The following is a 26,079-nucleotide window of genomic DNA, read 5'->3' as shown; positions in this document are numbered from 1 at the left end:
CGATGTGCCGTCGTTCCGCCCCGGTCCTCCTCCCCGACAGGAAAGCCAGGCCTTGCCGGTGCACAACACGCCCAGCTCCGTTCCCCCCAACGCCCCTCTCCGCGTCCGTCCGGCGTCCTTCTCCCAGCAGCGGCTGTGGTTCCTGGCCCAACTGCCGGGCGCGAATGCCGCCTACAACGAGACCCTCGCCTCCTTCCGGATCGAGGGACCGCTCGATCGCGAGGCCCTGCTGAGTGCCTTCGGCTCTCTGACCGGCCGTCATGAGAGCCTGCGGACACGGTTGGTGGCGGAAGACGGCACCGTGAACCAGCACATCGACCCGCCTGGTAAGGGGTTCACGCTCGTCTTCGAGGACCTCAGTGCCGACGCGGATCCCGACGGGCGTGTGGCCCGGTACCAACGGGACGAGGCGGAGCGGCCGTTCGACCTGGAGGCCGGCCCGCTCGGGCGTGGCCGGCTGATCGCCCTGGGCCCCCGACGGCACGTGCTGCTGCTGACGTTCCACCACATCATCTTCGACGGAACGTCGATGAAGGTGATGATGGAGGAGGTCGCCGCTCACTACACGGCGGCGCTCACGGGCGGCAAGGCAGACCTTCCGGAACTCACGGTGCAGTACGCGGACTACGCGCAACAGCAGCGCGAGGCGGTCCTCGGCGGTGCCCTGGCTTCCCAGGAGGACTTCTGGCGACGCACGCTGGACGACGCTCCGGCCGTCCTGGAACTTCCCACCGGGCGGCCGCGCCCGGCCGAACAGCGCTATGACGGCGGACGTGTCGAGTTCGCTCTCGACGCCGACGTGACCGCCGCGCTCCGCGCTCTCGCCCACTCCCAGCAGGCCAGTCTCTTCAACGCCGTCCTCACCGGCTGGGCCATCCTGATGTCCCGCCTGTCCGGACAGGACGACATCGTTGTCGGCAGCCCGGTGGCGGGCCGCCGCGCACCCGGCGCCGCCGGACTCATCGGCTTCGTCGTCAACACGCTCCCGCTGCGCGTCGACCTCTCCGGTTCCCCCACCGCGACCGAGGCCCTGGCCCGCACCCGCGCCGCCGTACGCGCGGCCCTCGCCCAGCAGGACCTGCCCTTCGAGCGCATCGTCGAGCTGGTGAACCCGCCGCGCAGCGCCTCCCACACCCCCCTGTTCCAGACCATGCTGGCCTGGGTGCCGGACCGGCACGACCTGCTGCGCCTGCCCGGGGTGACGACCGAACCCCTGCCGATCCAGGACGCCCCGGCCAAGTTCGACCTCGTCCTGTCGGCGGCCGAGTCCGAAGGCCGCCTCACCGGGCACCTCGACTACGCGACCGCGCTCTTCGACGCGAGCACCGTGCAGCGCTGGGCCGGACACCTGCGCCACCTGCTCACCGATCTCACCCGGCACCCGGACCGCGACATCCACACCCTGGAACTGATGAACCCGGGCGAGCACCGGCATCTGATCCGCCGGGGTGACGCGACACGGAACCACGGCGAGCCCGCGGCGGCCGACCCCGTGGCAGCCGCTCTGCGCACGGCCTCCGGAGTCACCGGCCTCTTCGAGGCCCAGGCCTGTGAGCACCCCACCCGTGTCGCCGTCGTCGACACGGAGGGCGCGATGGACTACGCGACCCTCGACCGCCGCGCCAACCGCCTCGCGCACGCGCTCGTCGCCCGCTCCGTCCGCCCCGGTGACGTCGTGGGACTGCACGCGCGACGCAACCGCGACCTGCTCGTCGGCATCCTGGGCATCCTGAAGGCGGGCGCCGCCTACCTCCCGCTCGACCCCGGGCAGCCCGTTGCCCGGCTGGCCGCCATGGTCGAGGACGCCGTCTGCCCCGTCGTGCTCAGCGACCATCCTGGTGCGCACCGCCCGGAGGAGTGGCTCGACCTGGGCACCGTGGAGGCCGAGGCGGCCACCTGCGACCTTCCGCCGCTCGGCGTCACCCGCACCGCGGACCAGATCGCGTACGTGATCTTCACTTCCGGGTCCACGGGACGGCCCAAGGGCGTCGCCGTCGAACACCGCAGTGTCCTCAACCTGTTCACGGTCTGGCACGAACGCATGGGCACCGCCCCCGGCGAGATCGGCTCGGCCTGGTCCAGCACCGCCTTCGACGCCTCCATCCACGAACTCCTGCTGCCCCTGACCACCGGCGGCGAGGTGCACATCGTTCCCGACGACGTGCGAGGAGACCCGGACGCCCTGCTGAACTGGATGCGAGAGCACCGGGTGACCCAGGCGTTCCTGCCGCCCGCCTACGTCCGCTGGATCGACGAGGACCCCGGCACGCGCCTGCGCGGTCTGCCGCTGCGCAAGCTGCTCACCGGCGTCGAGTCCCTGACCGAGGCCGCACTGCACCGCATGACCGAGCACCTGCCCGGCCTGCGGATCTGCTTCGGCTACGGCCCCACCGAGGCGACGCTCTACAGCACCGCCTACTACGAGCCACGCCCGCTGGAGCGCCCCTGCCCGATCGGCCGGCCGCTGCCCGGCACCCGCTTCTACGTACTCGACTCCCGTATGCGGCCCGTCCCGCCCGGCGTCGTCGGTGAGATCCACCTCGGCGGGGAGTCCCTGGCCCGCGGCTACCTCAACCGCCCCGACCTCACCGACGAACGCTTCCTGCCCGACCCGTTCGTCCCCGGCGCCCGCGTCTACCGCACCGGAGACCTCGCCCGCTGGGGAGAAGACGGCCAGGCCCACTACGCGGGCCGCGCCGACGACCAGGTCAAACTCCGGGGCTTCCGGATCGAGCCCGGCGAGATCGAGGCCGCGTTGCTGCGCCTGCCGGGCGTTCGCGAGGCCGCCGTCCTCGTCGACCGGGACACGGCCGGCCAGCCACGACTGGTCGCGGGCGTCGGCCGGGGGAGCGCACCGCCCCGCGGCGACTGGCGCGTCGCCCTCGCCCACAGCCTGCCCGACTACATGATCCCCGCCGTCTTCGTCGACCTGGAGAGCCTCCCGCTCAACTCCAGCGGCAAGCTCGACCGCCCCGCGCTCCTGCGGCAGGCCCACGAGCGGGCCACCGACCAGGTCAACACGGGCACCCCGCGCGACCACGTCGAACACGCCCTGTACCGCATATGGCAGCAGGTCCTGCTGCACCCCGGGATAGGCATCGGCGACAACTTCTTCGACATCGGCGGCACCTCCCTGTCCGCCATCAAGATGGCCCACCATGTCACCGAGGCCTTCGGCCGCCCGCTGCCCGTCGCCGAGGTCATGACGCGTCCCACCATCGAGTCGCTCGCCGCGCTGCTGAGGGAGGACGCCACCCACCGTGCGCCGGGCAGCCTCATCGAGTTCCGCCGGGGCTCGGGGCCCAGAGTGGTCTGCGTGCACCCCGCCGGAGGCACCGCCTTCTGCTACCTCCCGCTGGCCGCGCTCCTGCCCGGCCACACGGGCCTTTACGGCATCCAGTCCCCGGGCGTGAACCCCGGAGAGGACGTCCTGCCCACCGTGGAGGCCATGGCCGAGGCGTACCTGCGCATGCTCGAACTCCTCGGCGAGGGGCCCCTCGTCCTGACCGGCCTGTCCTACGGAGGCCTCGTCGCCCACGAGATGGGACGCCTGCTGACTCTCGCCGGACGCGATGACGTCAGCGTCGTCCTGCTCGACACACAGGCGACCGACGACGCCTCGGCCCGGGAGGCGATCACCCCTGTCGACGCGGCCGAGTTCCGCGAAAAACTGGTGAGGTTCAACGGAATGTACCCGGGCATCGACGACGCCCAGGTGGACCGGTACTTCCGGCTCTACAACCACAACCGGCTCACCGCCCGGGACCACGTCCCGGCCGCCTCACCCGCCCGTCTCGTCCTCGCCGAAGCCGTGCCGGACGGCGCCGACACGCCCTCCCACGCCGGGGTCCGCGAATTCTGGCGGCGACGCGCGACGGGAGACTTCCGGGTCGAGACGCTGGAGTGCGACCACTGGGAAGTTCTGGAGGGCGCCGGGACGGCACGGGTCGCCGACCTGCTGGCCGCAGAACTCGCCTACCACGAAAAGCAGTTGGCGGACGAGCCGCACACCGCCGTCGCACCGGTGGGGGAGGCGCGATGAACACCCCCCTCACCGGGCCCGCCACGCTCGCCGGGGCCGTCCTCGGCCAGGCCCGCCGCACGCCCGCCGCCGTCGCCGTCGAGGACGGCACCCACGTCCTGGACTACGCCGAACTCGACCGGCTCAGCGGCCGGGTCGCCGCGCACTTGCGCCGTCGTGGGGTGAGCCCCGGTCAGGCCGTCGCCGTATGCCTGCCCCGCTCCTGGCAACTGGTGTGCGTCATGCTCGGCGTCCGCCGTGCCGGCGCCGTCGTCGTCCCGCTCGACCGCCTGAGCCCCCACGACCGGCAACACCACATCCTGGAGGACTCCGGAGCCACGGTCGTGGTCCACGACGGCGAGAGCGCCCACCCCGGCGCCCTGGACGCCGCCGACCTGCTCCTTCCCCTGCGGGAAGCGGCGCGGACACCGCGGGACGCCGCCGAGCCGAAGCCCGACCCCGGCACCCCCGAGGAGACCGGCACCAGCGAGGAGACGGGCTCCGCCGACGAGACCGGCTTCGTCTTCTACACCTCCGGCAGCACCGGCCGCCCCAAGGGCGTCGAGGTCACCGACGCGGGCGTGCTGCGGCTGGCCCAGCCCGGCTACATCGATCTGAAGCCCGGGGGCCGTTACGCCTGCCTGTCCAACCCCGCCTTCGACGCCCTCAGCTTCGAGGTGTGGGCTCCGCTCGTGACCGGCGGTGTCTGCGTCGTACTGGACGACACGCAGGTGCACACCCCCCACCGGCTCGCGGACGTGCTGCGCGAGCGCCGCGTGGACACCCTGTTCATCACGGCGGCCCTCTTCCACACGGTCGTCGAGAAGGTCCCCCACTGCTTCGCCGGCACCGGCCAGGTCCTCATCGGCGGCGAACGACTCGACCCGCGGTCGATCCGCCGCTGGTACGAGGCCAATCCCGGCACCGCGACGGTCCTGCACAACGTGTACGGCCCGACGGAAGCGACGACCTTCGCCCTGATCCACCCCGTCCCACGGGACTTCGACGGCGACGAGGTCCCGATCGGCACCCCCCTGCCGGGAACCGGCCTGCTGCTGCGCACCCTGGACGGTCGCACCGCGGAGCCCGGCGAACTGGCCGAACTCCTGCTGTGCGGAACGGCGTTGGCGCGCGGATACCGCAACCTGCCCGAAGAGACCGCGCGCGGCTTCGTCGACCTGCCGGACGCCGACGGCACCGCGCGCCGCTGGTACCGCACCGGCGACCTCGTACGCCAGGACAGTCAGGGACGTGTCACCTACGTCGGCCGGGCGGACCGGCAGGTCAAGGTGCGCGGTTTCCGCATCGAACCCGGTGAGGTGGAGCAGCGGATCCGGACCCTGCCCGCCGTACGCCAGGCCTACGTCTGCGTCCGCCGGGACGCGGCCGGCCGCAACGAACTGCTGGCCTTCCTCGTGCCCGGTGACGGCCTCGACTTCGACGTGTACGAGCGCCACCTCACCGCCACCCTGCCCCCGTACATGCGCCCCCACCACACCCACGTGGTCGCCGGACTCCCCCTGAACGCCAACGGAAAGGTCGACCGGGCCGCCCTGATCGAGGCGGCCGGAACACCGTGGCGGGCCAGCCGCGAGGGCGCCGCCCGGGTCACCGACGAGCAACGGCCCGTGCTGGAGATCGCCGAGGAGATCCTCGACGTCCGCGGCCTGCGCCCCGACGACCGCTGGATCCCCAATGGCGGCGACTCGCTGAAGGCACTGCGGTTCCGCTTCGAGATCCACCACCGCTTCGCCGTCGACCTGCCCCAGGACCTCGTCCTGCGCGCCGACTTCGCCGCCCTCGCGGACGCGGTGCACGCCCCGGACGTCGCCGCCCGCCCGCACCCGCCGGTGCCGCCCGCCACGGACGAACCGGACGCGCCAGCCACCGGCGAACAGGAACGCCTCTGGCTCCTGCATCAGCGCGACCCCGAGGACCGCTCGTACGACGTGCCGCTCGCCTTCCGCATCAAGGGCCACGTCGACACGCAGGGACTGCGCCGTGCAGTATGCACCCTGGTCGAGCGGCACCCGGCCCTGCGCACTCGCCTGGTCCCCGCCCCGGACGGTCTGCGTCAGCGCACCGAACACCCCTACGACCCCTGGCAACCGCTGGAGGGCCGGCCGGGGGAGCGGTGGCAGGACACCGCCGACCGCTTCTTCGCCCACCGTTTCGACCTCACCGATCCGCGGATGCTCCGCGCCGGCTGGGTGCGGCGGTCCGACGGCGGCCTCCTGCTCCTCCACCTCCACCACGCGGCCGTGGACGGCTGGTCCCTCAACCTCCTCCTCCAGGATCTCAGCGAGGCCTACGCCGGTGCCCCCGCACGACCGGAACCGCCCGTCACCCCCCTCGACTTCGCGCGCTGGCAGCGGGACTGGCACGCGACCGGGGCCTACGCACGGCACCGCGCCGACCTCCTCGCCCACTACGACGACGCGGCCTCCTCGGCCCCCCTGCCCGACCCCGGGCCGGAACAGCGTCGGCGGGCCAGGCTCCTGCGCACCTCCCTCGACCTGACGCGGCGCACCGCTCTGGACCGGCGCGCCGCCGCAGCGGGACTGACCCGGTTCCAGCTTCTGGTGTCCGCGTTCACCGCGAGCCTGTACGGCGTGACGGGACAGACCCGACCGCTGGTCGCCGCTCCCGTCGCCAACCGCCCCCGCCCCGAGTTCGGCGACGCGGTCGGCATGTTCGCCAACACCGTGCTCCTGGACCTGACGGCCCGGCCCCGCGACACCCTCGACGGCAACCTCGCCGCACACGCGGACACCGTGAGCGCCGTACTGGGCGGGCAGGAGGTGGCCCTCGCCGACGTCCTCGCCGACCGGGCCTTCCACGAACGCACTCCACTGTTCGACTACCTGTTCGTACTGGAGAACACCGAGTTCTCCCGCCTGAGCCTGGAGGGCTGCCGCACCCAGCCCCGCTGGCCGCAGCCGACGGGTGCCAAGTGCGCCCTCACCCTCTCCGTCGTCGAGCACGAATCCGGCTTCGACTGCCTGTGGGAGTACCGGGACGACATCGGCACCGAGCGCGCTCAGGCCGCCGCCCGGCTCTTCCGCGAGGCCCTCGACCACCTGACCGCCGGCAGTGACATCACCCTGCGCGAACTCGTCGCCCCCTACCGGCAGGGCTTCGACCGGCAGGGCCGCGGCACCGAACCCTTGGACGACGTGGCCACCGTGGCCGAGGCGTTCGCCCGCCAGGTGTCCCGCACCCCCGACGCCCCCGCCGTGACCCTCGGCGAGACCACCCTCACCTACGCCGAACTCGACGCACAGGCCGACGAGGTCGCCTCGGCCCTGCGCGCCTTCCGGCCGGCCGACCCCGCCGCACCGGCAGCGGTGGCCCTCTACCTCCAGCCCTCCGTCGAGCACATCGTCGCCCTCCTGGCGGCGACCCGCCTCAACCTGACCCTCGTCCCCCTCGACCCCGCCTATCCGCCGCCCCTGCTGCGCCACGTGCTCGACCAGGCCGCACCCCGCTGCGTCGTCGTCGCCCCCGAGGACACCGCGGTCCTCGACACCCTCGCCCCGCCGGACCTGCCCCGGCACGTCCTCACCCTCACCGGCACACCTGGGGCCGCACGCGTACCTCACCGGCACCAAGGGCAGCGCCCCCTGTACACCCTGTTCACCTCCGGCTCCACCGGGACCCCCAAGGGCGTTCAGGTCCCCGACCGGACCCTGTGCAACCTGCTGTCCTGGCAGCGGGACGAGGGCGGACCGGGCGGGCCCGCCGTCACCCAGCAGTTCTCCATGCTGTCCTTCGACGTCTCGTTCCAGGAGATCCTGACCACCCTGTGCGGCGGCGGCGAGCTGCGCCTGGTGAGGCCGGCCTGGCGGCAGGACGTCCCCGCCCTGCTGCGCGAGCTGGAGAGCGGGGCGGTGGAACGGATCTTCCTTCCCTACGTGGCCCTGCAACTCCTCGCCGAACACGGCGTGCGGCTCGGCCTGTACCCCTCCCGGCTCCGGGAGGTCGTGACCGCAGGCGAGCAACTGGTGTGCACCGACGCCATCCGCACCTGGTTCGCCGGACTCCCGGGCGGCGCCCGGCTGTTCAACCACTACGGCCCGACCGAGACCCACGTCGTCAGCGGGCTCTGCCTCGACGGCGACCCCGCCGCCTGGCCGCCGCGCCCCGCGATCGGGCGCCCGGTGTCCGGGGCGGTGCTGCGGGTGGCCGACGAGGCGGGCCTCCCCGTCCCGCCCGGCGTCACCGGCGAACTCCTGATCGGCGGCCCCATGGCCACCCGCTGCTACCTCGGCGGCGATGACGCACACCGCGAACGGTTCCTCGACGATCCCGAACTCGGCACCCTCTACCGCACCGGCGACCAGGCGTACTTCGACCGGCAGGGCCTGCTGCACTACGCGGGCCGCGACGACGGCCAGGTCAAACTCGGCGGCCACCGGCTGGAACTCGGCCAGGTCGAGGCCGCGCTCCTCCAGCACCCGAAAGTGGCCAACGCCGTCGCCGCCGTGGAGGAAGGCCGGCTCGTGGCCGTCCTCCAGTGCGGAGAGGAAGCCCCCGACCCCGCCGGCCTCGCCGCCCATCTCGCCGGACTGCTCCCGGCCTACATCCGCGTCGCCCGCTTCCGCCTGGTGGCCGACCTGCCGCGCACGCCGAGCGGGAAACTGGACCGCCGGGCGGCACTCACCGCACCCGGCAGAGAGCTGCTCCCCGCCTCCTCCCCGGCCGAGGCCCTGACGGCGCTCGAACTGCGTCTGGCCGGCCTGTTCGAGACGGCCACCGGCAAGGTGCCCGACGTCGACCGGCGGTTCTTCGACGCCGGGGCCACCAGCCTGGACCTGATGCGCTTCCACCTCAGATGCGCGGGAGAGGGCGACCTTCCCTTCTCCGTACCGGACCTGTTCGAGCACGTCAGCCTTCGCGCGCTCGCCCGGTTCATCACACGGGACCGCACCGCCGCCGAACCGGACCGCGCGCCTTCCCTCGCCCCTGAACGAGCCGACGAACCCGTCGCCGTCGTCGGGATGGCGGTGCGTCTGCCCGGCGCTGACGACCTGGCCTCCTTCTGGGACCTGATCGTCACCGGCCGCCGGGGCATCGAGCACTTCCCCGCGACCGACGGCCGCACCGGCGCCCGCAGCCAGATGGCGGGCCTGCTCGCCTTCGACCCGGGCAGGTTCACCATCAGCCCCCACGAGGCCCGGCTGATGGACCCCCAGCAGCGCCATCGCCTGATGAACTGCGTCGAGGCCCTCGCCCACGCCGGTCTGGGCGACCCCGCCGGCCGGCGGGTGGGGATCATCGCGTCCTGCGGCGAGAACACCTACTACCCGAAGTTGCTCCGCGAGGCGGACCCCGGCGCACTGCCGGACACCTTCCGCCTGGCCCAGCACCAGGACAAGGACTTCCTCGCCACCAAGGCCGCCTACCACCTGGGACTCACCGGCCCGGCGCTCACCGTCCAGTCCGCCTGCTCCAGCTCCCTCGTCGGGGTCCACGTCGCCTCGGGGATGCTCCGGCAGGGCGACGCCGATGTGATGGTCGTCGCGGGAGTCCTGGTCGACACGGCGCTGACCGACGGCTACACCTACCGCCCGCAGCACATCTTCTCGCCGGACGGACACTGCCGGCCCTTCAGCGCGGACGCCGAGGGGACCGTCGGGGCCAGCGGCGCCGGCGCCGTCGTCCTCAAACCCCTCGCCGCCGCCCGCCGGGACGGCGACACCGTGTACGCCGTCCTCACCGGATCGGGCGTCAACAACGACGGCGCGGACAAGCTCGGCTACAGCGCTCCCTCCCGCGCCGGACAGCGCGAGGCCATCCGCGCCGCCCTCACGCGCAGCGGCCGCCGGGCCGCCGACCTCGGCTACATCGAGGCACACGGCACCGGCACCCGGCTCGGCGACCCCGTGGAGGCCGCCGCGCTGCGCGAGGCGTACGGCCTCGACGACGACGCGCGCGTGCCGCTCTCCTCCGTGAAGAGCCAGATCGGACACCTGGGAGCCGCGGCCGGCGTCGTCGGCCTGATCCGCGCCGTCCTCGCCGTGCACCACGGGACCCTCCCGCCCACGGCCGACTTCGACCGGCTCAACCCCGCGATCGACGACGGCCCGTTCCGCGTGCCGGTCGCGGCCGAACCCTGGCCCGCGAACACCCCCAGGGTCGCCGCCGTGAGCAGCTTCGGCATCGGGGGAACCAACGCGCACCTCCTGCTGGAACGGCCACAGCAGGCACCCGCTCCCCGCGCGATGCCGACGATCCCCTGCCTGGTGCTGTCGGGCAGCTCCGCCGCCGCCGTGCGCGCCGACGGCCGTCGCATCGCGGACTACCTGGACGCACACCCCGACGCCTACCCGCGAGTGCTGCGTCATCTCCAGGCCGGCCGGCCCGCGCTCGGCCACCGCGCGGCGGCGGCCTGCCCGGACGTCTTCTCCGCCGTCGACTGGCTGCGCTCCCCGAAGCCGGTCGCGCCCTCACCGTCCGAGACCCGCCTGCCCGCAGACGGCCTCGACCCGCACACCCTCGCCGAGGCGTGGACGGCCGGGCACACCCTCCACTGGCCCGCGGGCCCGGCCCCCGCGCCCTGGGACTTCCCGCCGCCCGCCTTCGACACGGCGGAGTACGACTTCCCGCGCGCACCCGCTCCGGAACGCGCCGCCCCGGCGGACGAGCCGACCCCACCACCCGGACCCGAGCGGGCAGCACGACTGCCCGCGGCCCAATGGCTCCACCAGCCCGTCTGGGCACGCCTGCGCCGCGCCCGCACCGGCGGCAACGACCCCCGCCGCACCGCCGTCGTCGTCACCCCCGCCGACTCCGCCGACTCCGGCGACTCGGGCGACGAGGCCTGGCGGTTCCTCGAACAGCACTACGCCCGTGTCGTGACGGTACGCGCGGGAGACACCTTCACCCGCGTCGACGAGGACCGCTACCAGGCCGATCCCGCCGACCCAGCGCACCTCACCGCGCTCCTCACCCGCGTCACCGGCACCGCGCCCGCCGTCGACTGGCTGCACGCGCTGCCGCTCGCCCTGGACGGCGAACAGAGCACCTCCGCCACCGAGACGGCCCAGTGGGCCTGCCTCGACACCGTCGCCGCCCTCACCCTGGCAGTGGCCGGCCTCCCGGACGAGAGACGGCCGAACCTCTGGCTGCTGTCCCACCAGGCACAGCCGGTCACCGGCGACGTCCGCACCCCCCAAGGCGGCCTGCTCGCCGCCGCCCTCGAAGTCCCCCGCCAGGAACTGGGCGTGTCCGCGCGCTGGGCCGATCTGCCCGGACCCCGTCCCGCCGGCTGGGCGGCCCACCTGCCCGACCTGCTCCTCGACACCACGCTCCCCACCGCGGCGACGGCCCTGCGCGACGGCTACTGGTGGCACCGCACGCTCCAGCCCGTCACCGCACCGCCGGCCCCGCCGTCCGCCGCCCGCCCGGCCGCCCCCGGAACCCACCTCGTGCTCGGCGGCACCGGCGGCATCGGCACCACCCTGGCCGCCCGCCTGCTGCGGCACCCCGGCAACCGCGTCGTCCTGGTCGCACGCGGCACCGACACGCCGGACGCGCTCGCGGCGTTCCCCGACCGCGTCACCCTGGTGCCCGCCGACCTCGCCACGGAGGAACCGGAGACGATCGCCGCCCGACTTGCGCCGCACCTGGCCGGCCTCACCGGAATCGTCCATGCCGCCGGAACCGCCGCGGGAGGCCTCCTCGCCCGGCGCGAACCCGCGACCGCCCGCCATGCCACCGCGGCCAAACTGCGCGGCGCCCTGCTCGTCGACATCCTCGTCGCCGAACACGACCCCGACTACGCGCTCTTCTGCTCGTCGATGGCCGCCCGGTTCGGGGGCGTCGGCCAGTTCGACTACGCGGCGGCCAACGCCTGCCTGGACGCCCACGCCCACCACACGCCGTCCGGCCACAGCCGCACCGTGCGGATGAGCATCGGCTGGGACGCTTGGCGAGAGGTGGGCATGGCGCAGCACGCCCTGCACACCGACAGCCGCCACCAGGCACACCTGGCGGTCGCGCTCACGCCCGAGGAAGGCGCCACCCTCTTCGAACAGGCCCTCCACCTGCGCCTGCCGCACCTGATGGTCAACACCACGGACCTGGCCACCGCACCCCTGTTCTACGAACCGGCACCCCGCCCGCACACCCCTGCCACCGCCGACGACCCCACCACCGCCCTCACCGCCGCCCTCAGCGGCCTCCTCGGCGTGGACACCATCGACCCGCAGGCGGCGCTGTACGACCTGGGAGCCGACTCACTGACCCTCCTGGAACTCCTCGACGAGGTGAAACGCCTCTTCGGCACCGACCTCGACCTGTCCCGCCTCAGCCACCGGGTCAGCCTCGCCGAGATCCTCAGCCACCTCGGATCCGATGCCGGTTCGCCGGAAGCGGTGGACGTCGAGGTGTGGCAGCCGGGAACGGGCCGCGACGTGCTGTGCCTCGTCCACCCCGTCGGCGGCGACATCCAGGCCTACCGCCCCCTCGTGGCGGCCCTGCCCGACGACCTGACCGTCTGCCTGATCGCCGACCCGGCGCTGCGCGACCCCGCACGGGCCCCCCGGTCGATCACCGAGCGTGCGGAACGCTATCTCGCCTCCGTCCGGGACGCCTTCCCCGGCTCCGGCCACCGGCTGCGGCTCGCCGGCTGGTCGTTCGGCGCCTGGACCGCCCTGTCCATGGCGGCACTCGCCGAGTCGCAGAGCCGCGCCGTGGACGCCCTGTACCTGCTCGACCCGCCCCCGCCCGGCGCGGGACGACTCCTGGCCGCCTACAGCGAAGAACAGGTGGACGCCGTCTTCGCGCGCGAGCTGAGCGGCGGCCGCGCCGGACGGCTGCCGGAAGCCGGCCGCGCCTACGCCGACCGCCTCGCGCACTGCTGCCGCACCAACCTCGCCGCCATGGCCGCGCATCACGTGCCGCGCCTGCACAGCACACCCACCACGATCTGGCTCGCCGAACGCCCGGTCGGCGAGGGACTCCTCGCCCCGGAACCGACCGCCCCCGACGCCTGGGACCACCACCTCCCCGGGCCACGCGTCGAGCGCGTCGCCGCGGACCACTACGAACTCGTCGCCGAACCCCACGTCCAGGACATCGCCGCCGCGCTCTCGAAGGCTCGACCGCCGGACCCCTCGACCGTGGTCTGAGAACCGCCCCGCCCCCATCCCCGACGTATCACGGAGGTCCCTCATGGAGGACTACGCACTGCGAGCAGTCGAACAGCTCACCACCCGCCCCGCGGAACCCTACGAGACCATCGCCGTCGCTCCGCTCACCCCGCTGCTCGGCGCGGAGGTCTCCGGCATCGACCTCGCCCAGGAACTCACACCGCGGCAGGAGAAGGAACTCAAGCACGCCTTCGCGGCCCACCACGTCCTCGTCTTCCGCGACCAGGACATCACACCCGAGGAGCACAAGCGCTTCGCGGGCGTCTTCGGCGACCTGCACCCCGTCGCCCTGCCGGTGGAGGGATCCGACCCGCACATCCTGGACCTCAAGGCCGACAGGAACTCCCGGAACGTGGCCGGCAACGGCTGGCACGCGGACGGCACCGCCGACGTCGAACCCTCCCTCGGATCGATGCTGTACATCACGACCATGCCCGAGGGCGGCAGCGGCGGCGACACCCTCTTCGCCAACATGCACCTCGCCTACGAACTCCTCTCACCCGCCATGCGCGGATTCCTCGACGGACTGACGGCCCTCCACGACGGCGCCCTGCCGTGGACCGCGGCCGGACAGACACCGCCGCCCGAGTACGACGTGCCGCGCACCGAACACCCCGTGGTCGTCCGCCACCCGGAGAACGGCCGCAAGCTGCTGTTCGTCAACGCCCCCTACACCTCCCACATCACCCAGCTCTCCCGGACCGAGAGCGACGTCCTGCTGGGCATGCTCCACCAGCACGTCGCCCGGACGCCGCTGCTGCACTGCCGGGTCCACTGGCAGGAACGCACCCTCGTGTTCTGGGACAACCGCAGCGTCCAGCACCACGCCGTGTGGGACTACTTCCCCCTCACCCGGGAAGGCCGCCGCGTGGCGATCGAGGGCACCCGGCTGCACGCCTGATGTCGAGAACCGGCGCCCGGCTCCGTCCCCGGGGTGAATGCGGCCACAATGGGTCGCACCAGCACCGAGGAGTACCACGATGGCCAAGTACCTGCTGCTCAAGCACTACCGAGGCGCTCCGGCCGCGGTCAACGACGTGCCCATGGACCGGTGGACGCCCGAGGAGATCTCGGACCATGTGCAGTACATGAACGACTTCGCGGCCCGACTGGAGAAGACCGGCGAGTTCGTCGACGGGCAGGCCCTCGCCCCCGAGGGGGCCTGGGTCCGCTACGACGGCGAGGGGCGCCCGCCGGTCACCGACGGACCGTTCGCCGAGACCAAGGACCTCATCGCCGGCTGGATGGTGATCGACGTCGACAGCTACGAGCGGGCCGTCGAGCTGGCCGGAGAACTGTCGGCCGCCCCCGGCGCGGGCGGCAAGCCGATCCACGAGTGGCTGGAGGTGCGCCCGTTCCTGGCCGCACCGCCCACCATCACGGAGTGAGCCCGCCGGTGAACGAGGCACTGATCCGAAGCCTCACACCGGGCGTGCTCGGGATCCTCGTCCGCCGCGGAGCCGACTTCGCGGCGGCCGAGGACGCCGTGCAGGACGCCCTGGTCGAGGCGGTCCGCGTCTGGCCGACCGACCCTCCACGGGACCCGAAGGGCTGGCTGGTCACCGTGGCCTGGCGCCGGTTCCTCGACGCGACACGCGCGGACGCCGCCCGCCGGCGGCGGGAGGACCGCGTCGACGAGGAGCCGGCGCCCGGACCCGCGCCAGCGGTGGACGACACGCTCCAGCTCTACTTCCTGTGCGCCCACCCGTCCCTGACGCCGGCGTCCGCGGTCGCGCTCACACTGCGCGCCGTCGGCGGGCTCACCACGCGCCAGATCGCCCAGGCCTACCTGGTGCCCGAGGCGACCATGGCGCAACGCATCAGCCGGGCCAAGCGCACCGTCTCCGGCGTGAGGCTCGACCAGCCCGGCGATGTCGCCACCGTGCTGCGTGTCCTCTACCTGGTCTTCAACGAGGGCTACTCCGGTGATGTCGACCTCGCCGCCGAGGCCATCCGGCTCACCCGGCAGCTCGCGGCCGCGATCGACCACCCCGAGGCGGCGGGGCTGCTCGCCCTGATGCTGCTCCACCACGCCCGGCGCGCCACCAGGACCGCGCCCGACGGAAGCCTGGTACCGCTCGCCGAGCAGGACCGCGGCCGGTGGGACACCGAGTCGATCGCCGAGGGCGTCGAGATCCTTCAGGCGGCCCTCGCCCGGGACCGGCTCGGCGAGTTCCAGGCCCAGGCCGCCATCGCGGCACTCCACGCCGACGCGCCCACCGCCGAGGAGACCGACTGGGTGCAGATCGTCGAGTGGTACGACGAGCTCACGCGGCTGACCGACAGCCCGGTCGTCCGGCTCAACCGCGCGGTCGCCGTCGGTGAGGCAGACGGACCGCGCGCCGGCCTGGCGGCGCTCGCGGCGCTGGACCCCGCCCTGCCCCGCCATACCGCGGTGGCGGCGTACCTCCACGAGCGTGACGGCGATCCGGCGAGGGCCGCTCGGCTGTACGCCGAGGCGGCCCACAAGGCACCCACCCTCGCCGAGCGCGACCACCTGACGCGCCAGGCGGCCCGGCTCAACGCCCGCCGGTAGGTGGACCGTCACCGGGCGAGAGGCCGGTCGCGGTACACCTCGCCGGGCCGGGGCCCGTGCGGGGCCAGGAGCCGGGTGACGGTGACGAAGGCATAACCACGGGCCTTCAGGCCGGAGATGATGCCGGGCAGCGCGGCGACCGTACCGTTGTAGCCGCGGTGGGTGGGGTCCACCCGGTCGTGCAGCAGGATGATCCCGCCGGGGCCGGTCCGGGCCAGGATCCGGCGGGCGATGAGCGCGGAGTCGGTGGTCTCGTAGTCGGACGCGGTCGCGCTCCACAGGACCTGTGCCATGCCGAGCCGTCGGCAGATCGCGGTGACGGTCGCGCTCGTACGGCCCTCCGGCGGGCGCAGCAGGACCGGCCGGCGGCCGATGACTCTCGCCACGGCCTCGCGGCCCCGGGTGATCTCCTCGCGCGCTTCGGCCGGGCTGATCCCGGTGAGGACCCGGTGGGACCAGGTGAGGGTCTCCACCTCGTGGCCTTCCGAGGCCATCCGCACAACCGTTCCGGGGTAGGTGGCGACGTGGTTCCTGCCCAGAGTGAAGAAGGTGGCGTGCACGCGGTACCGGCGCAGGATGTCCAGGATGCGCGGAGTGCGGACGCCCGGTGAGTCGTCGAAGGTGAGCGCCACGCATCTCGTCCTGCGGCAGTCGACGGATCTGCCGGGGCCCCGGGCGATCCCGGCCCCGGCCACCGCGCCGCTCACCGACGACACCTGCCGCATCGCTCCGGCCCGCGGCGCGTCTCCGCCGCCACCGCAGCCGGGCAGGGCCAGCGCCAGCGCCGCCGCGGTCACCAGTGCGGTGGGCGCGCGCGTCCGGCATGCCGCCCTGGCCGCGTTCCGCACGCGATCGCGCACGCGGCGACCCCTGTCCGGCGGCGAAGGATGCCGGGCCCGCTCGGGCCGGAGGGCATCCCGGCGGGATGGACCAGCCATAGGGGGAGCGTAGCCCGGGCCCCTATCGCGGGCACTCGGAGTTGGATGCGACGTGCTTGCCTCGGCGTCCCGCCGGTTGGCGGCCCGGCCGCCCGGCCCGCCGGGGCGGGGCGCACACTGGAGGCGGAAGGACGTGCGTCGTGAGCCGAACCGTGGAGGTCGCCATGAGCACCCTCGAAGAACACATCGACGTCGGAGTCCCCATCGACAGCGCCTGGGACAGCCTTCACCGGGTGGAGAACTACCCCCGCTTCATGGACGGCGTGCGCGACGCCCGGACCGAATCCGGTGGCCGCGCCCAGTTGGACATCGAGGCGGGCGGACGGGCCCGGCAGATGGAGATGAAGGCCTCCGACCGCGCCGGGGACCGCGTGCTGGAATGGCACACGACGGAGTCCCCGCAAATGAGCTGTTCCCTCACCCTGCACCCCATCGACCAGGGGAACACGCGCATCCAGGCACGGCTGGAGTACGACCCCGACACCGTCCGGGAGGCGTTCGGCGGGCCCAGGGGATTCGCCCAGGCCAACGCGATCGAACGACTCGTACGCACCGACCTGGAACACTTCCGGGAGTACGCCGAACACAGCGGGTGACCGGCGGGCGCGGGCTGCCGGGCCGTGCTCGTCAGGGCAGCAGGCGCTGTTCCTTGGCGACGGCCACGGCGCCGGCGCGGGTTTCGACGCCGAGCTTGTCGTAGATGCGGCCCAGGTGCGTCTTGACGGTGGCCTCGCTCAGGAAGAGGGCCCTGGCGATGTCCCGGTCGGTCAGCCCGCGGGCCAGCCGGCCGAGGATGTCGCGCCGGCGCTCGGTGAGTCTGGGGCGCGGGCTGCGCATGCCGGTCATGACCCGGTGGGCGACAGGTGCGGACAGGGCGGTGATCCTCGGCGACGGCGGACGCACGCACCAGGAAGTGGTGGAGGTGCTGCTCGGGGCGGGCGCCGACCCACTGCTGCCGGACGCCGACGGGACGCCGGCCCGCGCCCACGCCGAGCGCCGCGGCTTCCACGCGATCGCGGCCCTGCTGCGCGAGGGCGAAGCAGCGGCGGACCGGTAACACGGCCGTCCGTCAGGAAGCGGCCGTGCCCCGGCGGCCGGCACGGTAGTCGCGGTGCAGGTCGCGGAGCCGGTCGGTCAGGGCCGGTACCGGGCCCTGCACCGTCAGCCCGGGTACCACGTCCTGGATCGGCAGGCAGCGCACCGGGGCGGCGGGCACGCCCAGTTCGGCCAGCCAGTGGGTCAACTGGGCTGCCGAGTGCGCGTAGACGATCCGGCCGAGGCCCGTCCAGCCGTGGGCGGCCGCGCACATGGGGCAGTGTTCCCCGGAGGTGAAGACGGTGGCCTCCGCCCGCTGCCGCTCGGTGAGATGGGCCGTGGCCCAGCGGACCAGCTCGAACTCCGGATGCCGGGTGCGGTCGTCCAGACTGTTCACCCGGTTGCGGTCCTCCGCCAGCACCTGTCCGTCGGCGCCGACCAGGACCGAGCCGAACGGCTCGTCCCCGGCCCGCAGCGCCTCGACCGCCAGCTCGACCGCGCGCTCCAGATGCCGCAGCTCGGCGGCGTTCGGTTCGTTGAGGGTCACGTCCGCTCCCTCAGGCCGCGGTGGGCGCGCCGGGGACGCGGCGCTCGCCGCCGTTGTGCTCCTGCCAGAGCCGGTAGACGTCGACCGCGGTGTCGCGCGGCTCGTAGCGCATCGGCAGCCGGCGCTCGTCCCAGTTCTTCGCGAACTCCTCGTAGAAGTTGTCCAGTTCGAAGTACTTGCGGTCGTCCACGTAGTGCGGCTCGTAGGCGTCCCGGGTGGTGAGGAAGACCACCTCGTCCGGTGAGCAGTAGTACAGCGAGCCCAGGCACATCGGGCACGGGTGGGCCAGTACGTAGATCGTGGCGCCGACGAGGTGCTCCGTGCCCAGCTTGGTGCACGCCTCGCGGATGGCGAGGATCTCGGCGTGCGCCGTGGGGTCGTTGGTCTGGGCGACCCGGTTGGGGCTCTCGGCCAGGATCCCGCCGTCCTTGACGATGACGGTCGCGAACGGGCGGCCGCCCTCGGCGACGTTGCGGCGGGCGATGTCGACGGTGCGCTGTGCGAAGTCCATCAGTGGTGTCCTTCCGTGACAGGGGGGAGCCGGGGCGGCCGGACGGCCGTACCGCCCCGGCGCCGGTCCGATCGGAGTGGATCAGAAGGGCTTGGTGGGCAGGTACTTGCCGTCCAGGGTGATCACCGCGCGCTCTCCGCCCTCGGGGTCGGCGACCTTCTTCACATCCAGCTTGAAGTTGATCGCGGAGATGATGCCGTCACCGAACTGCTCGTGCACCAGGGCCTTGAGCGTCGTGCCGTACACCTGGAGCATCTCGTAGAAGCGGTAGATGGTCGGGTCGGTCGGGATGCCGCCGGGGATCGAGCCGCGGGTCGGGATCGTCTGGAGCAGTGCCACCGCGTCGGCGTCCAGGCCGAGCAGCTCGCCGACGGCCCGCGCGGCGGGCTCGGGGAGGGCGTGCTGGCCGAGCAGGGCGGCGGTGGTGAAGGCCACCGACAGGCCGGCCGCGTCCGCGATCTGCTGCCAGGTGAGGTCCTTGCGCGTCTTGGCCTCGACGGCGACGACGGCGAGGGCCTGCCGGGCGGCGGGGTCGAACTGGGCGTGCGGCATGGGGGTTCCTTTCAGGATTCTGGATTCGGGATTCCGGATTCGAGTTGCCGGCTGCGGGCCGGACCGGTGGGTCAGGCCGCGGACGCGGTCGCCCGCGGCTCGGCGGCGACGTTCTCGACGCCTCCGGTGGCGATGTCGTAGACCCAGCCGTGCAGGGTGAGAGTGCCTTCGGCCAGGCCGCCGGCGACCGAGGGGTGGGTGACCAGGTTCGCCAGCTGGGCGAGCACGTTCTGGCGGACCAGAGCGGCGATGTCCCCGCGGGCGGCGGTACGGGCGCGGGAGGCGTCCGCGTGCCGCAGCCACTCGGCGACCGCCGGCACCCCGCGGAGGTCGTGGTCCTCGGCGAGGGCCGTCATGGCGCCGCAGCCGGAGTGCCCGCACACCACGATGTCGGACACGCCGAGGACGGCCACGGCGTACTCGATGGCCGCCGCCACGGCGTCGGGGCCCGGCGCGTGGGACGGGACGAGGTTGCCCGCGGTGCGGACGACGAACAGCTCACCCGGTTCACTGGCCGTGATCAGCTCCGGGACGACGCGGGCGTCGGAGCAGCCGATGAACAGCGTGTGCGGCGCGTGGTTCTCGGCGAGGTGGGCGAACAGGTCCGCCTTGGCGGGGTGGACGTCCCGCTGGAAACGCGTGACGCCCTGGGCGAGATCGCGCACTGGTCACTCCCTTCGGTGGGTTCCGGTCTGCCGGACTCGGTGAATCCACCATGCATGACCTGGGTCTATAGAGTCCAAGACGCAGTACCCATGTCTCTCATTGCCCGTATCTATAATCGGTTCCATGGCCCTGGAACTGCGTCATCTGCGCTATCTGCTCGCCGTGGCCGAGCACGGCAGCTTCACCCGCGCCGCCGAAGACCTGCGCATCTCCCAGCCCACGCTCTCCCAGCAGGTGCGGCAACTGGAGCGGTCCGTGGGGGTGCCGCTGCTCGACCGCACCGGCCGCGGGGTGCGGCTGACCGACGCGGGGGAGACGTACGCCCGTCATGCCCGCCGTGCCCTGCGGGACCTGGCGGCCGCCGAGCGTGCCGTCCAGGACGTCCAGGACCTCACCCGCGGCCATCTGCGCCTGGCCGCGACGCCGACGTTCACCGCCTATCTGGTGGGCCCCCTGGTCGCCGAACTGCACGCCCGGCACCCCGGCATCACCCTGGACCTCCAGGAGATGACCCAGGACCGCATCGAGTCGGCCCTGCTCGCCGACGACCTCGACCTGGGCATCGCCTTCTCCGGTGCCCATCTGCCCGGCGTCGTGGCGCAGACCCTGTTCACGGAGACCCTGAGCCTCGTCACGGGCGCCCCCGACCTCGACGCGGGCCCGTCCCAGCCGCTACGTGTGGAGGAGTTGAGTGAGCGTCAGCTGGCGCTGCTGAACGGGGACTTCGCCACCCGCAGCCATATCGACGCCCACTTCACGGCCCACCGGGTGCAGCCGCGCATCACGGTGGAGGCCAATTCCGTCCAGGCCCTCGTCGAGATCGTGCGGCGCACCCCGATCGCCACCGTGCTTCCCGACGCCATCACCCACGACCACCCGCACCTGCGTCCGGTCCCCCTCGAACCGCCCCTGCCCGCACGCACCGTCACCCTCCTGCGGCGTGGCAGCAGTTACCAGAGCGCCGCCGCCCGCGCCTTCACCCGTCTCACCCAGGACGTCGTCCGGGCCCGCGGCTACACCGAGGCCCCGCAGTGACGTATCGGGCGGAGCTCACGGTATGGGCGGCCGCGACTCGGCAAATAAACCTGCCGAGCTGAGGGGGTGGACTGTCCGGCGCATTGCGCTAGAGTCGACCAGCCCCACCACACGGGTGAGGGACGACGAGAGCGAAAGGAGGGACAAGCCCATGATCCGCATCATCACCGCGCTTGAGTCCTCCCGGGGTACGGACGGTCTCTGACCGACCCGGAGCGGACGGGCGCCTTCACCGGAGTGTGCCTTGACGTTGCATCAGAACGGCCTGACCATGCGTCCGATCACCGGACGCGAAGAACTCGACCTCTTCCGCCGACTGCCCTACACCCTCAACGAGGAACTGGCGGACGACCTCACCGCCGGCCGCCGACGACCCGAATGGATGTGGGTCGCCGTGCGTGGCGACCGCCTGCTGGCCAGGGCCGCCTGGTGGAGCCGGCCGGGCGGCGACGCACCACTCATCCTGGACGTCCTCGACATCGACGACAGCATCCCGGCCCCCGATCGCGTGGACACCGGGGTACGACTTCTGCGCACCGCGATGGCGGCCACCCTCCCGAACGGGTCGCGGCTCCCCGAGTACAGCCGCTTCCTCCCGCCCGACTGGCGTGAGAACGCGACGACCAGGAACGTCGTCGAGGAGCGCATGACCGTGGCGGAACGGACCGGTGCCCGGCTCCTCGTCGAACGACTGCGGCTGGAATGGCGCCCCGGATCACCCGTTCCCGAGCCCCGCGGACGTCTCGCCTTCCGGCCCGTCCACGACGCCGGGGAACTGGTCGCCCTGATGGCCTCGGTCCTGGAAGGGACACTGGACGCGCACAGCCGGGAGCAGCTGACAGGGATGTCCGCCCACGAAGCGGCCGTCAACCACTATGAGGAGGAACTCGCCCGCTACACCAGCCCGCGGGACTGGTGGCGCGTCGCGACCCTGCCCGGCGGAGAGCCCGTGGGATTCGTCGTCCCGGCCCACAACGGCTACAACCCGATCATCGCCTACATCGCGGTCCTGCCCGCCCACCGGGGCAACGGTTACATCGACGACCTCCTCGCCGAGGGCACCCGTGTGCTCGCTGAGCAGGACGTTCCCCGCATCCGGGCGTCCACGGACCTCGGCAACATCCCCATGGCACACGCCTTCCACCGGGCCGGCTACGTCAACTTCGAACGCGAGATCAACATGACCTGGAACTGACCGGCGCGGGGGCGCCCACGAGGGTGCCCCCGCACCCGGTCGGCGGGCCGGTGTTCCTAGGGCCTTTCGTTTGGATCATGCCGGGCTCGCGGGGTCTGGCACCGCTCCCCCAAGCTCTTCGAGCAGGGGGCACCCCCAGCCGCGTTGTCGTCGGTTGGCAGGGCTCCGCCCTGCCGCCCTCCTCCGCCTTGCGACGCTCCCCCACTGCCTGAACGACGTGGGAGGTGCCCCCAGCACCAGACCCCGCTCCCTGATCCGGCCTGATCCAAACGAAAGGCCCTAGAGGTCGAGGACGACTTCGGTGGCCGGTTCGCTGCAGCAGACGAGGACGGTGCCGGGTTCGGGGAGTTCGAGGGGTGGGGTGGTGTAGGTGATGTCGCCCGCCATGAGGTGGGTGACGCAGGTGTGGCAGACGCCGGTGCGGCAGGACCAGCGGGTGGGAATGTCGCAGGCCTCGGCGAGGTCCAGCAGCGAGGCGTGGGCCGGTGACCAGGGGGTGCTGATGCCGCTGCGGGCGAAGGTGATGAGCGGGCCGGAGCCCGCGGGACCGGGCGGCTGGTGCGGCCGGACGGCGGCGGTGGGCGTGACGCCGGGGTTGATGGCGGGCAGGGCGCTGAACTGTTCCGTGTGGATCCGCTCGGCCCGCAGACCGTGGTCGCGCAGGTAGCCGCCGAGGTCGTCCATGAAGGCGGTCGGTCCGCAGAGGTAGGCGTCGGCGTCGGTGGGGATGCCCAGGGCCGTGAGCGCCGGGGCGGTCGGGCGGCCCCGGGTGATGTGCCGCTCGCCCGGGGGCGGGGCCTCGGAGGTGTAGTAGATGTGTTCGTGGGCGTCGGGGAGTCGGGCCAGGAGGGCGTGGGCCTCGTGCGCGAACGCGTGGTGGGCACGGTCGTGCGCGGTGTGGATCCACCAGACGGCGCGTGGGTCTCGTACGGCGGCGAGCCCGTGGAGCATCGCGAGCACGGGAGTGGCACCGATGCCCGCGGAGACGAGGACGATCGGGCGGGTACCTGCTTCAAGTACGAACGTTCCCCGGGGACTTGCGATGTCCACGAGGTCCCCGGGGTGGAGCGTGGCATGGATGTAGCCGCTGACCCTTCCGCAGGATTCGTGCTTGACGCTGATGCGGTAGGTACGGTCGGTGGGCGTGGAGGACAGGGAGTAGCTGCGCACCGTGGGGACGCCGTCGCCGACGGCAAGCCGGATGGAGAGGTACTGGCCGGGGCGGGCCTCGGGCAGCGGCGTGCCGTCGGCGCTGTCGAGGTAGACCGACGAGATGTCGGCGGTCTCCGGAACGATGCGGGCCACGCGCATGCTCTTGAAGCCCGGCCACCCCGGCTCCTGCCTGGACTGCCGTGTGCTCGCGCGTTCGTCCGGCCATCCGGGTTCCTGCTGGGGCTGCTGGGCGGCGGCGAGTTCGCGGAAGGACTGCTGCCAACCGGGGCTGAGAGCAGGGATGCTGAGCGCCTTGCGCAGTTTCGCGGAGTCGCGGTGGGGGAGGTAGAGCAGTGCGTCGGTGTCGGCCACGCTGAGTTCCTCCGGCCCCTTGCGGACGAGGGTGATCTCGTCGCCGGCCTGGACGTGCCCCTCGGTGAGCACGCGCAGGTAGAAGCCGGGGCGGTGGTGGGCGACCAGCAGGGACGCCATGGTGGGTTCGCCGAGGCGCATGCCGACGCGGTAGCAGGTGACGCGGGGCTGGGTGACCTCGAACTCGGCCTCGCCGATGCGGTACCGGTCACCGATGCACACTTCGTCGTCGGGCAGTCCCTCGACGGTGAAGTTCTCCCCGAACATCCCGAAGCTCAGATCGTCGCGACCGAGCTGCTTCTGCCAGTACCGGTAGGACTCCGACTGGTAGACGAGGACGGCACGGATCTCGCCGCCGTGCCCGGCCAGATCTCCCTGACCGTCTCCGTCGACGTTGAGCCGCCGGACCATGCGGGGGCCTTCGACGGGAGCCTTCCAGGCTCCGGTGCGGACGGTCCTTCCCTGCCATGAGACGTCCGTGGGCATTCCCACGTTCACGGACAGCAGCGTCGCCATCGCGGACCTCCTGCGGGGTGGTCGGCCGGGGCGGCAGCCGGGGCAGCCCCTCATGGCGCTGTGATCTGTGCGCTGGGATCGATCCTAGTTCGTGCACCGGCAGGGGGCGCGTTCGTCCGCGGGGGAGGGCGAGGGGGTGCGGACGGCAGCGGCGGACAAAGGCAAAGCCGCGGCAGACAAAAGCAAAGGCAAGGAGCACCCGCTCCTTGCCACTCTCAACTTATAGCGCACCGGGGGCCTTGCGGCAAGGCCCGGGTCGTGCCGCAGAATCTCCGGTCGAAGCCAGAAGTCGCGGAAATAAGTGATTCGCGAAATGCGCGCACTTTGCCAATGTGCGCGTGCGCGCGCCGCCGGACCACGCGGAGTGGCCGGTCGGCGAAACCCTCTCTCCTTGAACGGGCGATTTGATGACGGACGTGATCGTGGTCGGCGGCGGACCGACAGGCTTGATGCTGGCCGGCGAGTTGCGGCTGTACGGCGTGCACGTGGTCGTGCTGGAGAAGCTGACCGAGCCGACCGGGCAGTCCCGCGGACGCGGCCTGCACGCGCGCAGCGTCGAGATGATGGACCAGCGCGGTCTGCTGGAGCGGTTCCTCGCGGTCAGCGAGAAGTTCCAGGCCGGCGGTCTCTTCGGTGGCATCGTCAAGCCGTGGCCGGACCTGCTGGACACGGCACACCCGTACGGCCTCGCCACCCCGCAGCCGGTCACAGAGCGGCTGCTCGAAGAGCGCGCCCTCGAACTCGGCGCCGAGATCCGGCGCGGCCACCAAGTGGTGGGCCTGAGCCAGGACGAGGACGGCGTGACCGTCGAACTGGCCGACGGCACGCGCCTGCGCTCGCGCTACCTCGTCGGCTGCGACGGCGGCCGCAGCACCGTACGCAAACTGCTCGGCGTCGGTTTCCCCGGCGAACCAGCCAGGATCGAGACCCTGCTGGGCGACATGGAGACGACCGAGGATCCGGCGACGGTCGCCGCCGTCGTCACCGAGGTCCGCAGGACCCAACTGCGCTTCGGCGCCATCCCCGATGTGGACGGACGCGAGGGGGTGTACCGCATCATCGTGCCCGCCGACGGGGTGGCCGAGGACCGTACGGCCCCGCCGACGCTCGACGAGTTCAAGGAGCGGCTGCGGGCCGTCGCGGGCACCGACTTCGGGGCGCACTCGCCGCGCTGGCTGTCCCGGTTCGGCGACGCAACCCGGCAGGCCGAGCGCTACCGGGTGGGCCGGGTCCTGCTGGCCGGCGACGCCGCGCACATCCATCCGCCGACCGGCGGGCAGGGGCTCAACCTCGGCGTGCAGGACGCGTTCAACCTGGGCTGGAAGCTGGCCGCCGAGGTCAACGGCTGGGCCCCGGACGGGCTGTTGGACAGCTATCACACCGAACGGCACCCGGTGGGCGCCCGGGTGCTGGAGAACACCCGCGCGCAGATCACGCTGCTCGGCACCGATCCGGGCGCGACCGCGCTGCGGGAACTGTTCTCGAAGCTGATGGACTTCGAGGAGGTGAACCGGTACGTGACCGGGATCATCACCGCGGTGGAGGTCCGCTACGACATCGGCGACGGCCACGAACTGCTCGGCCGGCGGCTGCGGGACGTGCGGCTGAAGCGAGGGCGCCTCTACGAGCTGATGCACGGTGGACGCGGGCTGCTGCTCGACCGGACCGGCCGGCTGTCGGTGGCGGGCTGGGCGGACCGGGTCGACCATGTCGTCGGCGTCAGCGAGGAGTTGGACGTACCCGCGGTACTGCTGCGGCCCGACGGCCATGTGGCGTGGGCCGGCGAGGACCAGCAGGATCTGCTCTACCGGCTCACCAAGTGGTTCGGCGCACCCGCCGGTTGAGCAC

Annotated in this window: 15 protein-coding genes and 2 pseudogenes; 10 read left to right on the top strand and 7 right to left on the bottom strand. The window is 72.7% G+C overall.

What is annotated here, in order from left to right; translation table 11 throughout:
* Window positions 1-52: 52 nt before the first annotated feature.
* From CG719_RS25115 to CG719_RS25095, 5 genes are all read left to right on the top strand, one after another.
* The gene (locus CG719_RS25115; RefSeq protein WP_442802746.1) at window positions 53-4,042 is read left to right on the top strand and encodes a non-ribosomal peptide synthetase; all 3,990 of its coding nucleotides are present in this window, start codon (window positions 53-55) and stop codon (window positions 4,040-4,042) included.
* Window positions 4,039-13,155 carry a non-ribosomal peptide synthetase gene (locus tag CG719_RS25110; protein ID WP_100570940.1) on the top strand — a complete coding sequence of 3,039 codons (9,117 nt, stop codon included), beginning with the start codon at window positions 4,039-4,041 and terminating at the stop codon, window positions 13,153-13,155. The genes CG719_RS25115 and CG719_RS25110 overlap by 4 nt, the downstream gene beginning before the upstream one ends.
* A gap of 43 nt (window positions 13,156-13,198) precedes the next feature.
* Window positions 13,199-14,077 carry a TauD/TfdA dioxygenase family protein gene (locus CG719_RS25105; RefSeq protein WP_100570939.1) on the top strand — a complete coding sequence of 293 codons (879 nt, stop codon included), beginning with the start codon at window positions 13,199-13,201 and terminating at the stop codon, window positions 14,075-14,077.
* A gap of 79 nt (window positions 14,078-14,156) precedes the next feature.
* Entirely contained in the window at window positions 14,157-14,564 is a 408-nt protein-coding gene (locus CG719_RS25100) for a YciI family protein (protein WP_100570938.1), read from the top strand.
* A gap of 8 nt (window positions 14,565-14,572) precedes the next feature.
* Complete coding sequence (locus tag CG719_RS25095; RefSeq protein ID WP_100570937.1) at window positions 14,573-15,712, top strand: RNA polymerase sigma factor; 1,140 nt, start codon at window positions 14,573-14,575, stop codon at window positions 15,710-15,712.
* An 8-nt stretch (window positions 15,713-15,720) separates the two neighbouring features.
* Here CG719_RS25095 and CG719_RS25090 read toward each other — a convergent pair whose 3' ends face one another.
* The gene (locus tag CG719_RS25090) at window positions 15,721-16,572 is read right to left on the bottom strand and encodes a polysaccharide deacetylase family protein (protein WP_234375753.1); all 852 of its coding nucleotides are present in this window, start codon (window positions 16,570-16,572) and stop codon (window positions 15,721-15,723) included.
* A gap of 218 nt (window positions 16,573-16,790) precedes the next feature.
* Between CG719_RS25090 and CG719_RS25085 the strand changes: the two genes are divergently transcribed.
* Entirely contained in the window at window positions 16,791-17,246 is a 456-nt protein-coding gene (locus tag CG719_RS25085; RefSeq protein WP_385941026.1) for an SRPBCC family protein, read from the top strand.
* Window positions 17,247-17,277: 31 nt separating this feature from the next.
* Here the strand turns inward: CG719_RS25085 and CG719_RS25080 are convergent.
* Window positions 17,278-17,529 (bottom strand): annotated as a pseudogene (locus CG719_RS25080) (response regulator transcription factor); the annotation flags it as partial.
* Between CG719_RS25080 and CG719_RS25075 the strand changes: the two are divergent.
* Window positions 17,519-17,707, top strand: a pseudogene (locus CG719_RS25075) (ankyrin repeat domain-containing protein); the annotation flags it as partial. The pseudogenes CG719_RS25080 and CG719_RS25075 sit on opposite strands and share 11 nt — an antisense overlap.
* Window positions 17,708-17,719: 12 nt before the next feature.
* Here the strand turns inward: CG719_RS25075 and CG719_RS25070 are convergent.
* The 4 genes from CG719_RS25070 to CG719_RS25055 all read right to left on the bottom strand — a co-directional run bounded on the left by CG719_RS25070 (window position 17,720) and on the right by CG719_RS25055 (window position 19,960).
* On the bottom strand, window positions 17,720-18,232 hold the full coding sequence (locus CG719_RS25070; RefSeq protein WP_100570935.1) for a nucleoside deaminase: 513 nt from the start codon (window positions 18,230-18,232) through the stop codon (window positions 17,720-17,722).
* A gap of 10 nt (window positions 18,233-18,242) precedes the next feature.
* Window positions 18,243-18,743, bottom strand: a complete 501-nt coding sequence (locus tag CG719_RS25065; protein WP_100570934.1) for a nucleoside deaminase — start codon at window positions 18,741-18,743, stop codon at window positions 18,243-18,245.
* Between the two features lie 81 nt (window positions 18,744-18,824).
* The gene (cynS, locus tag CG719_RS25060) at window positions 18,825-19,295 is read right to left on the bottom strand and encodes a cyanase (protein WP_100570933.1); all 471 of its coding nucleotides are present in this window, start codon (window positions 19,293-19,295) and stop codon (window positions 18,825-18,827) included.
* Window positions 19,296-19,366: 71 nt separating this feature from the next.
* Window positions 19,367-19,960, bottom strand: coding sequence for a carbonic anhydrase (locus CG719_RS25055; protein ID WP_100570932.1), 594 nt, complete (start codon window positions 19,958-19,960; stop codon window positions 19,367-19,369).
* A 124-nt stretch (window positions 19,961-20,084) separates the two neighbouring features.
* Between CG719_RS25055 and cynR the strand changes: the two genes are divergently transcribed.
* Both cynR and CG719_RS25040 read left to right on the top strand, forming a co-directional pair.
* Window positions 20,085-20,996, top strand: a complete 912-nt coding sequence (gene cynR / locus CG719_RS25050; RefSeq protein WP_100570931.1) for a transcriptional regulator CynR — start codon at window positions 20,085-20,087, stop codon at window positions 20,994-20,996.
* A gap of 271 nt (window positions 20,997-21,267) precedes the next feature.
* Window positions 21,268-22,191, top strand: coding sequence for a GNAT family N-acetyltransferase (locus tag CG719_RS25040; RefSeq protein ID WP_100570966.1), 924 nt, complete (start codon window positions 21,268-21,270; stop codon window positions 22,189-22,191).
* Window positions 22,192-22,470: 279 nt separating this feature from the next.
* Here the strand turns inward: CG719_RS25040 and CG719_RS25035 are convergent, their stop codons facing one another.
* A complete protein-coding gene (locus CG719_RS25035) occupies window positions 22,471-24,231 on the bottom strand; it encodes an MOSC and FAD-binding oxidoreductase domain-containing protein (protein ID WP_100570929.1) in 1,761 nt (586 codons plus the stop codon).
* 407 nt (window positions 24,232-24,638) lie between these two features.
* On the opposite strand from CG719_RS25035, the gene rox reads away from it, so the two are divergent.
* Entirely contained in the window at window positions 24,639-26,075 is a 1,437-nt protein-coding gene (rox, locus tag CG719_RS25030) for a rifampin monooxygenase (RefSeq protein ID WP_100570928.1), read from the top strand.
* Window positions 26,076-26,079 lie beyond the last annotated feature (4 nt).

Origin of the sequence: Streptomyces sp. CB01373 (assembly GCF_002803075.1) — a bacterium.
Classification (GTDB): Bacteria; Actinomycetota; Actinomycetes; order Streptomycetales; family Streptomycetaceae; genus Streptomyces.
This window is presented reverse-complemented; position numbering and strand designations above follow the sequence as displayed.

Bases quoted from the DNA above. Each gene is read 5' to 3' on its own strand.
- CG719_RS25105 (WP_100570939.1), top strand. From the start codon at position 13,199: ATGGAGGACTACGCACTGCGAGCAGTCGAACAGCTCACCACCCGCCCC.
- CG719_RS25040 (WP_100570966.1), top strand. From the start codon at position 21,268: ATGCGTCCGATCACCGGACGCGAAGAACTCGACCTCTTCCGCCGACTG.
- cynS (WP_100570933.1), bottom strand. From the start codon at position 19,295: ATGCCGCACGCCCAGTTCGACCCCGCCGCCCGGCAGGCCCTCGCCGTC.
- rox (WP_100570928.1), top strand. From the start codon at position 24,639: ATGACGGACGTGATCGTGGTCGGCGGCGGACCGACAGGCTTGATGCTG.
- CG719_RS25035 (WP_100570929.1), bottom strand. From the start codon at position 24,231: ATGGCGACGCTGCTGTCCGTGAACGTGGGAATGCCCACGGACGTCTCA.
- CG719_RS25110 (WP_100570940.1), top strand. From the start codon at position 4,039: ATGAACACCCCCCTCACCGGGCCCGCCACGCTCGCCGGGGCCGTCCTC.
- CG719_RS25065 (WP_100570934.1), bottom strand. From the start codon at position 18,743: ATGGACTTCGCACAGCGCACCGTCGACATCGCCCGCCGCAACGTCGCC.
- cynR (WP_100570931.1), top strand. From the start codon at position 20,085: ATGGCCCTGGAACTGCGTCATCTGCGCTATCTGCTCGCCGTGGCCGAG.
- CG719_RS25100 (WP_100570938.1), top strand. From the start codon at position 14,157: ATGGCCAAGTACCTGCTGCTCAAGCACTACCGAGGCGCTCCGGCCGCG.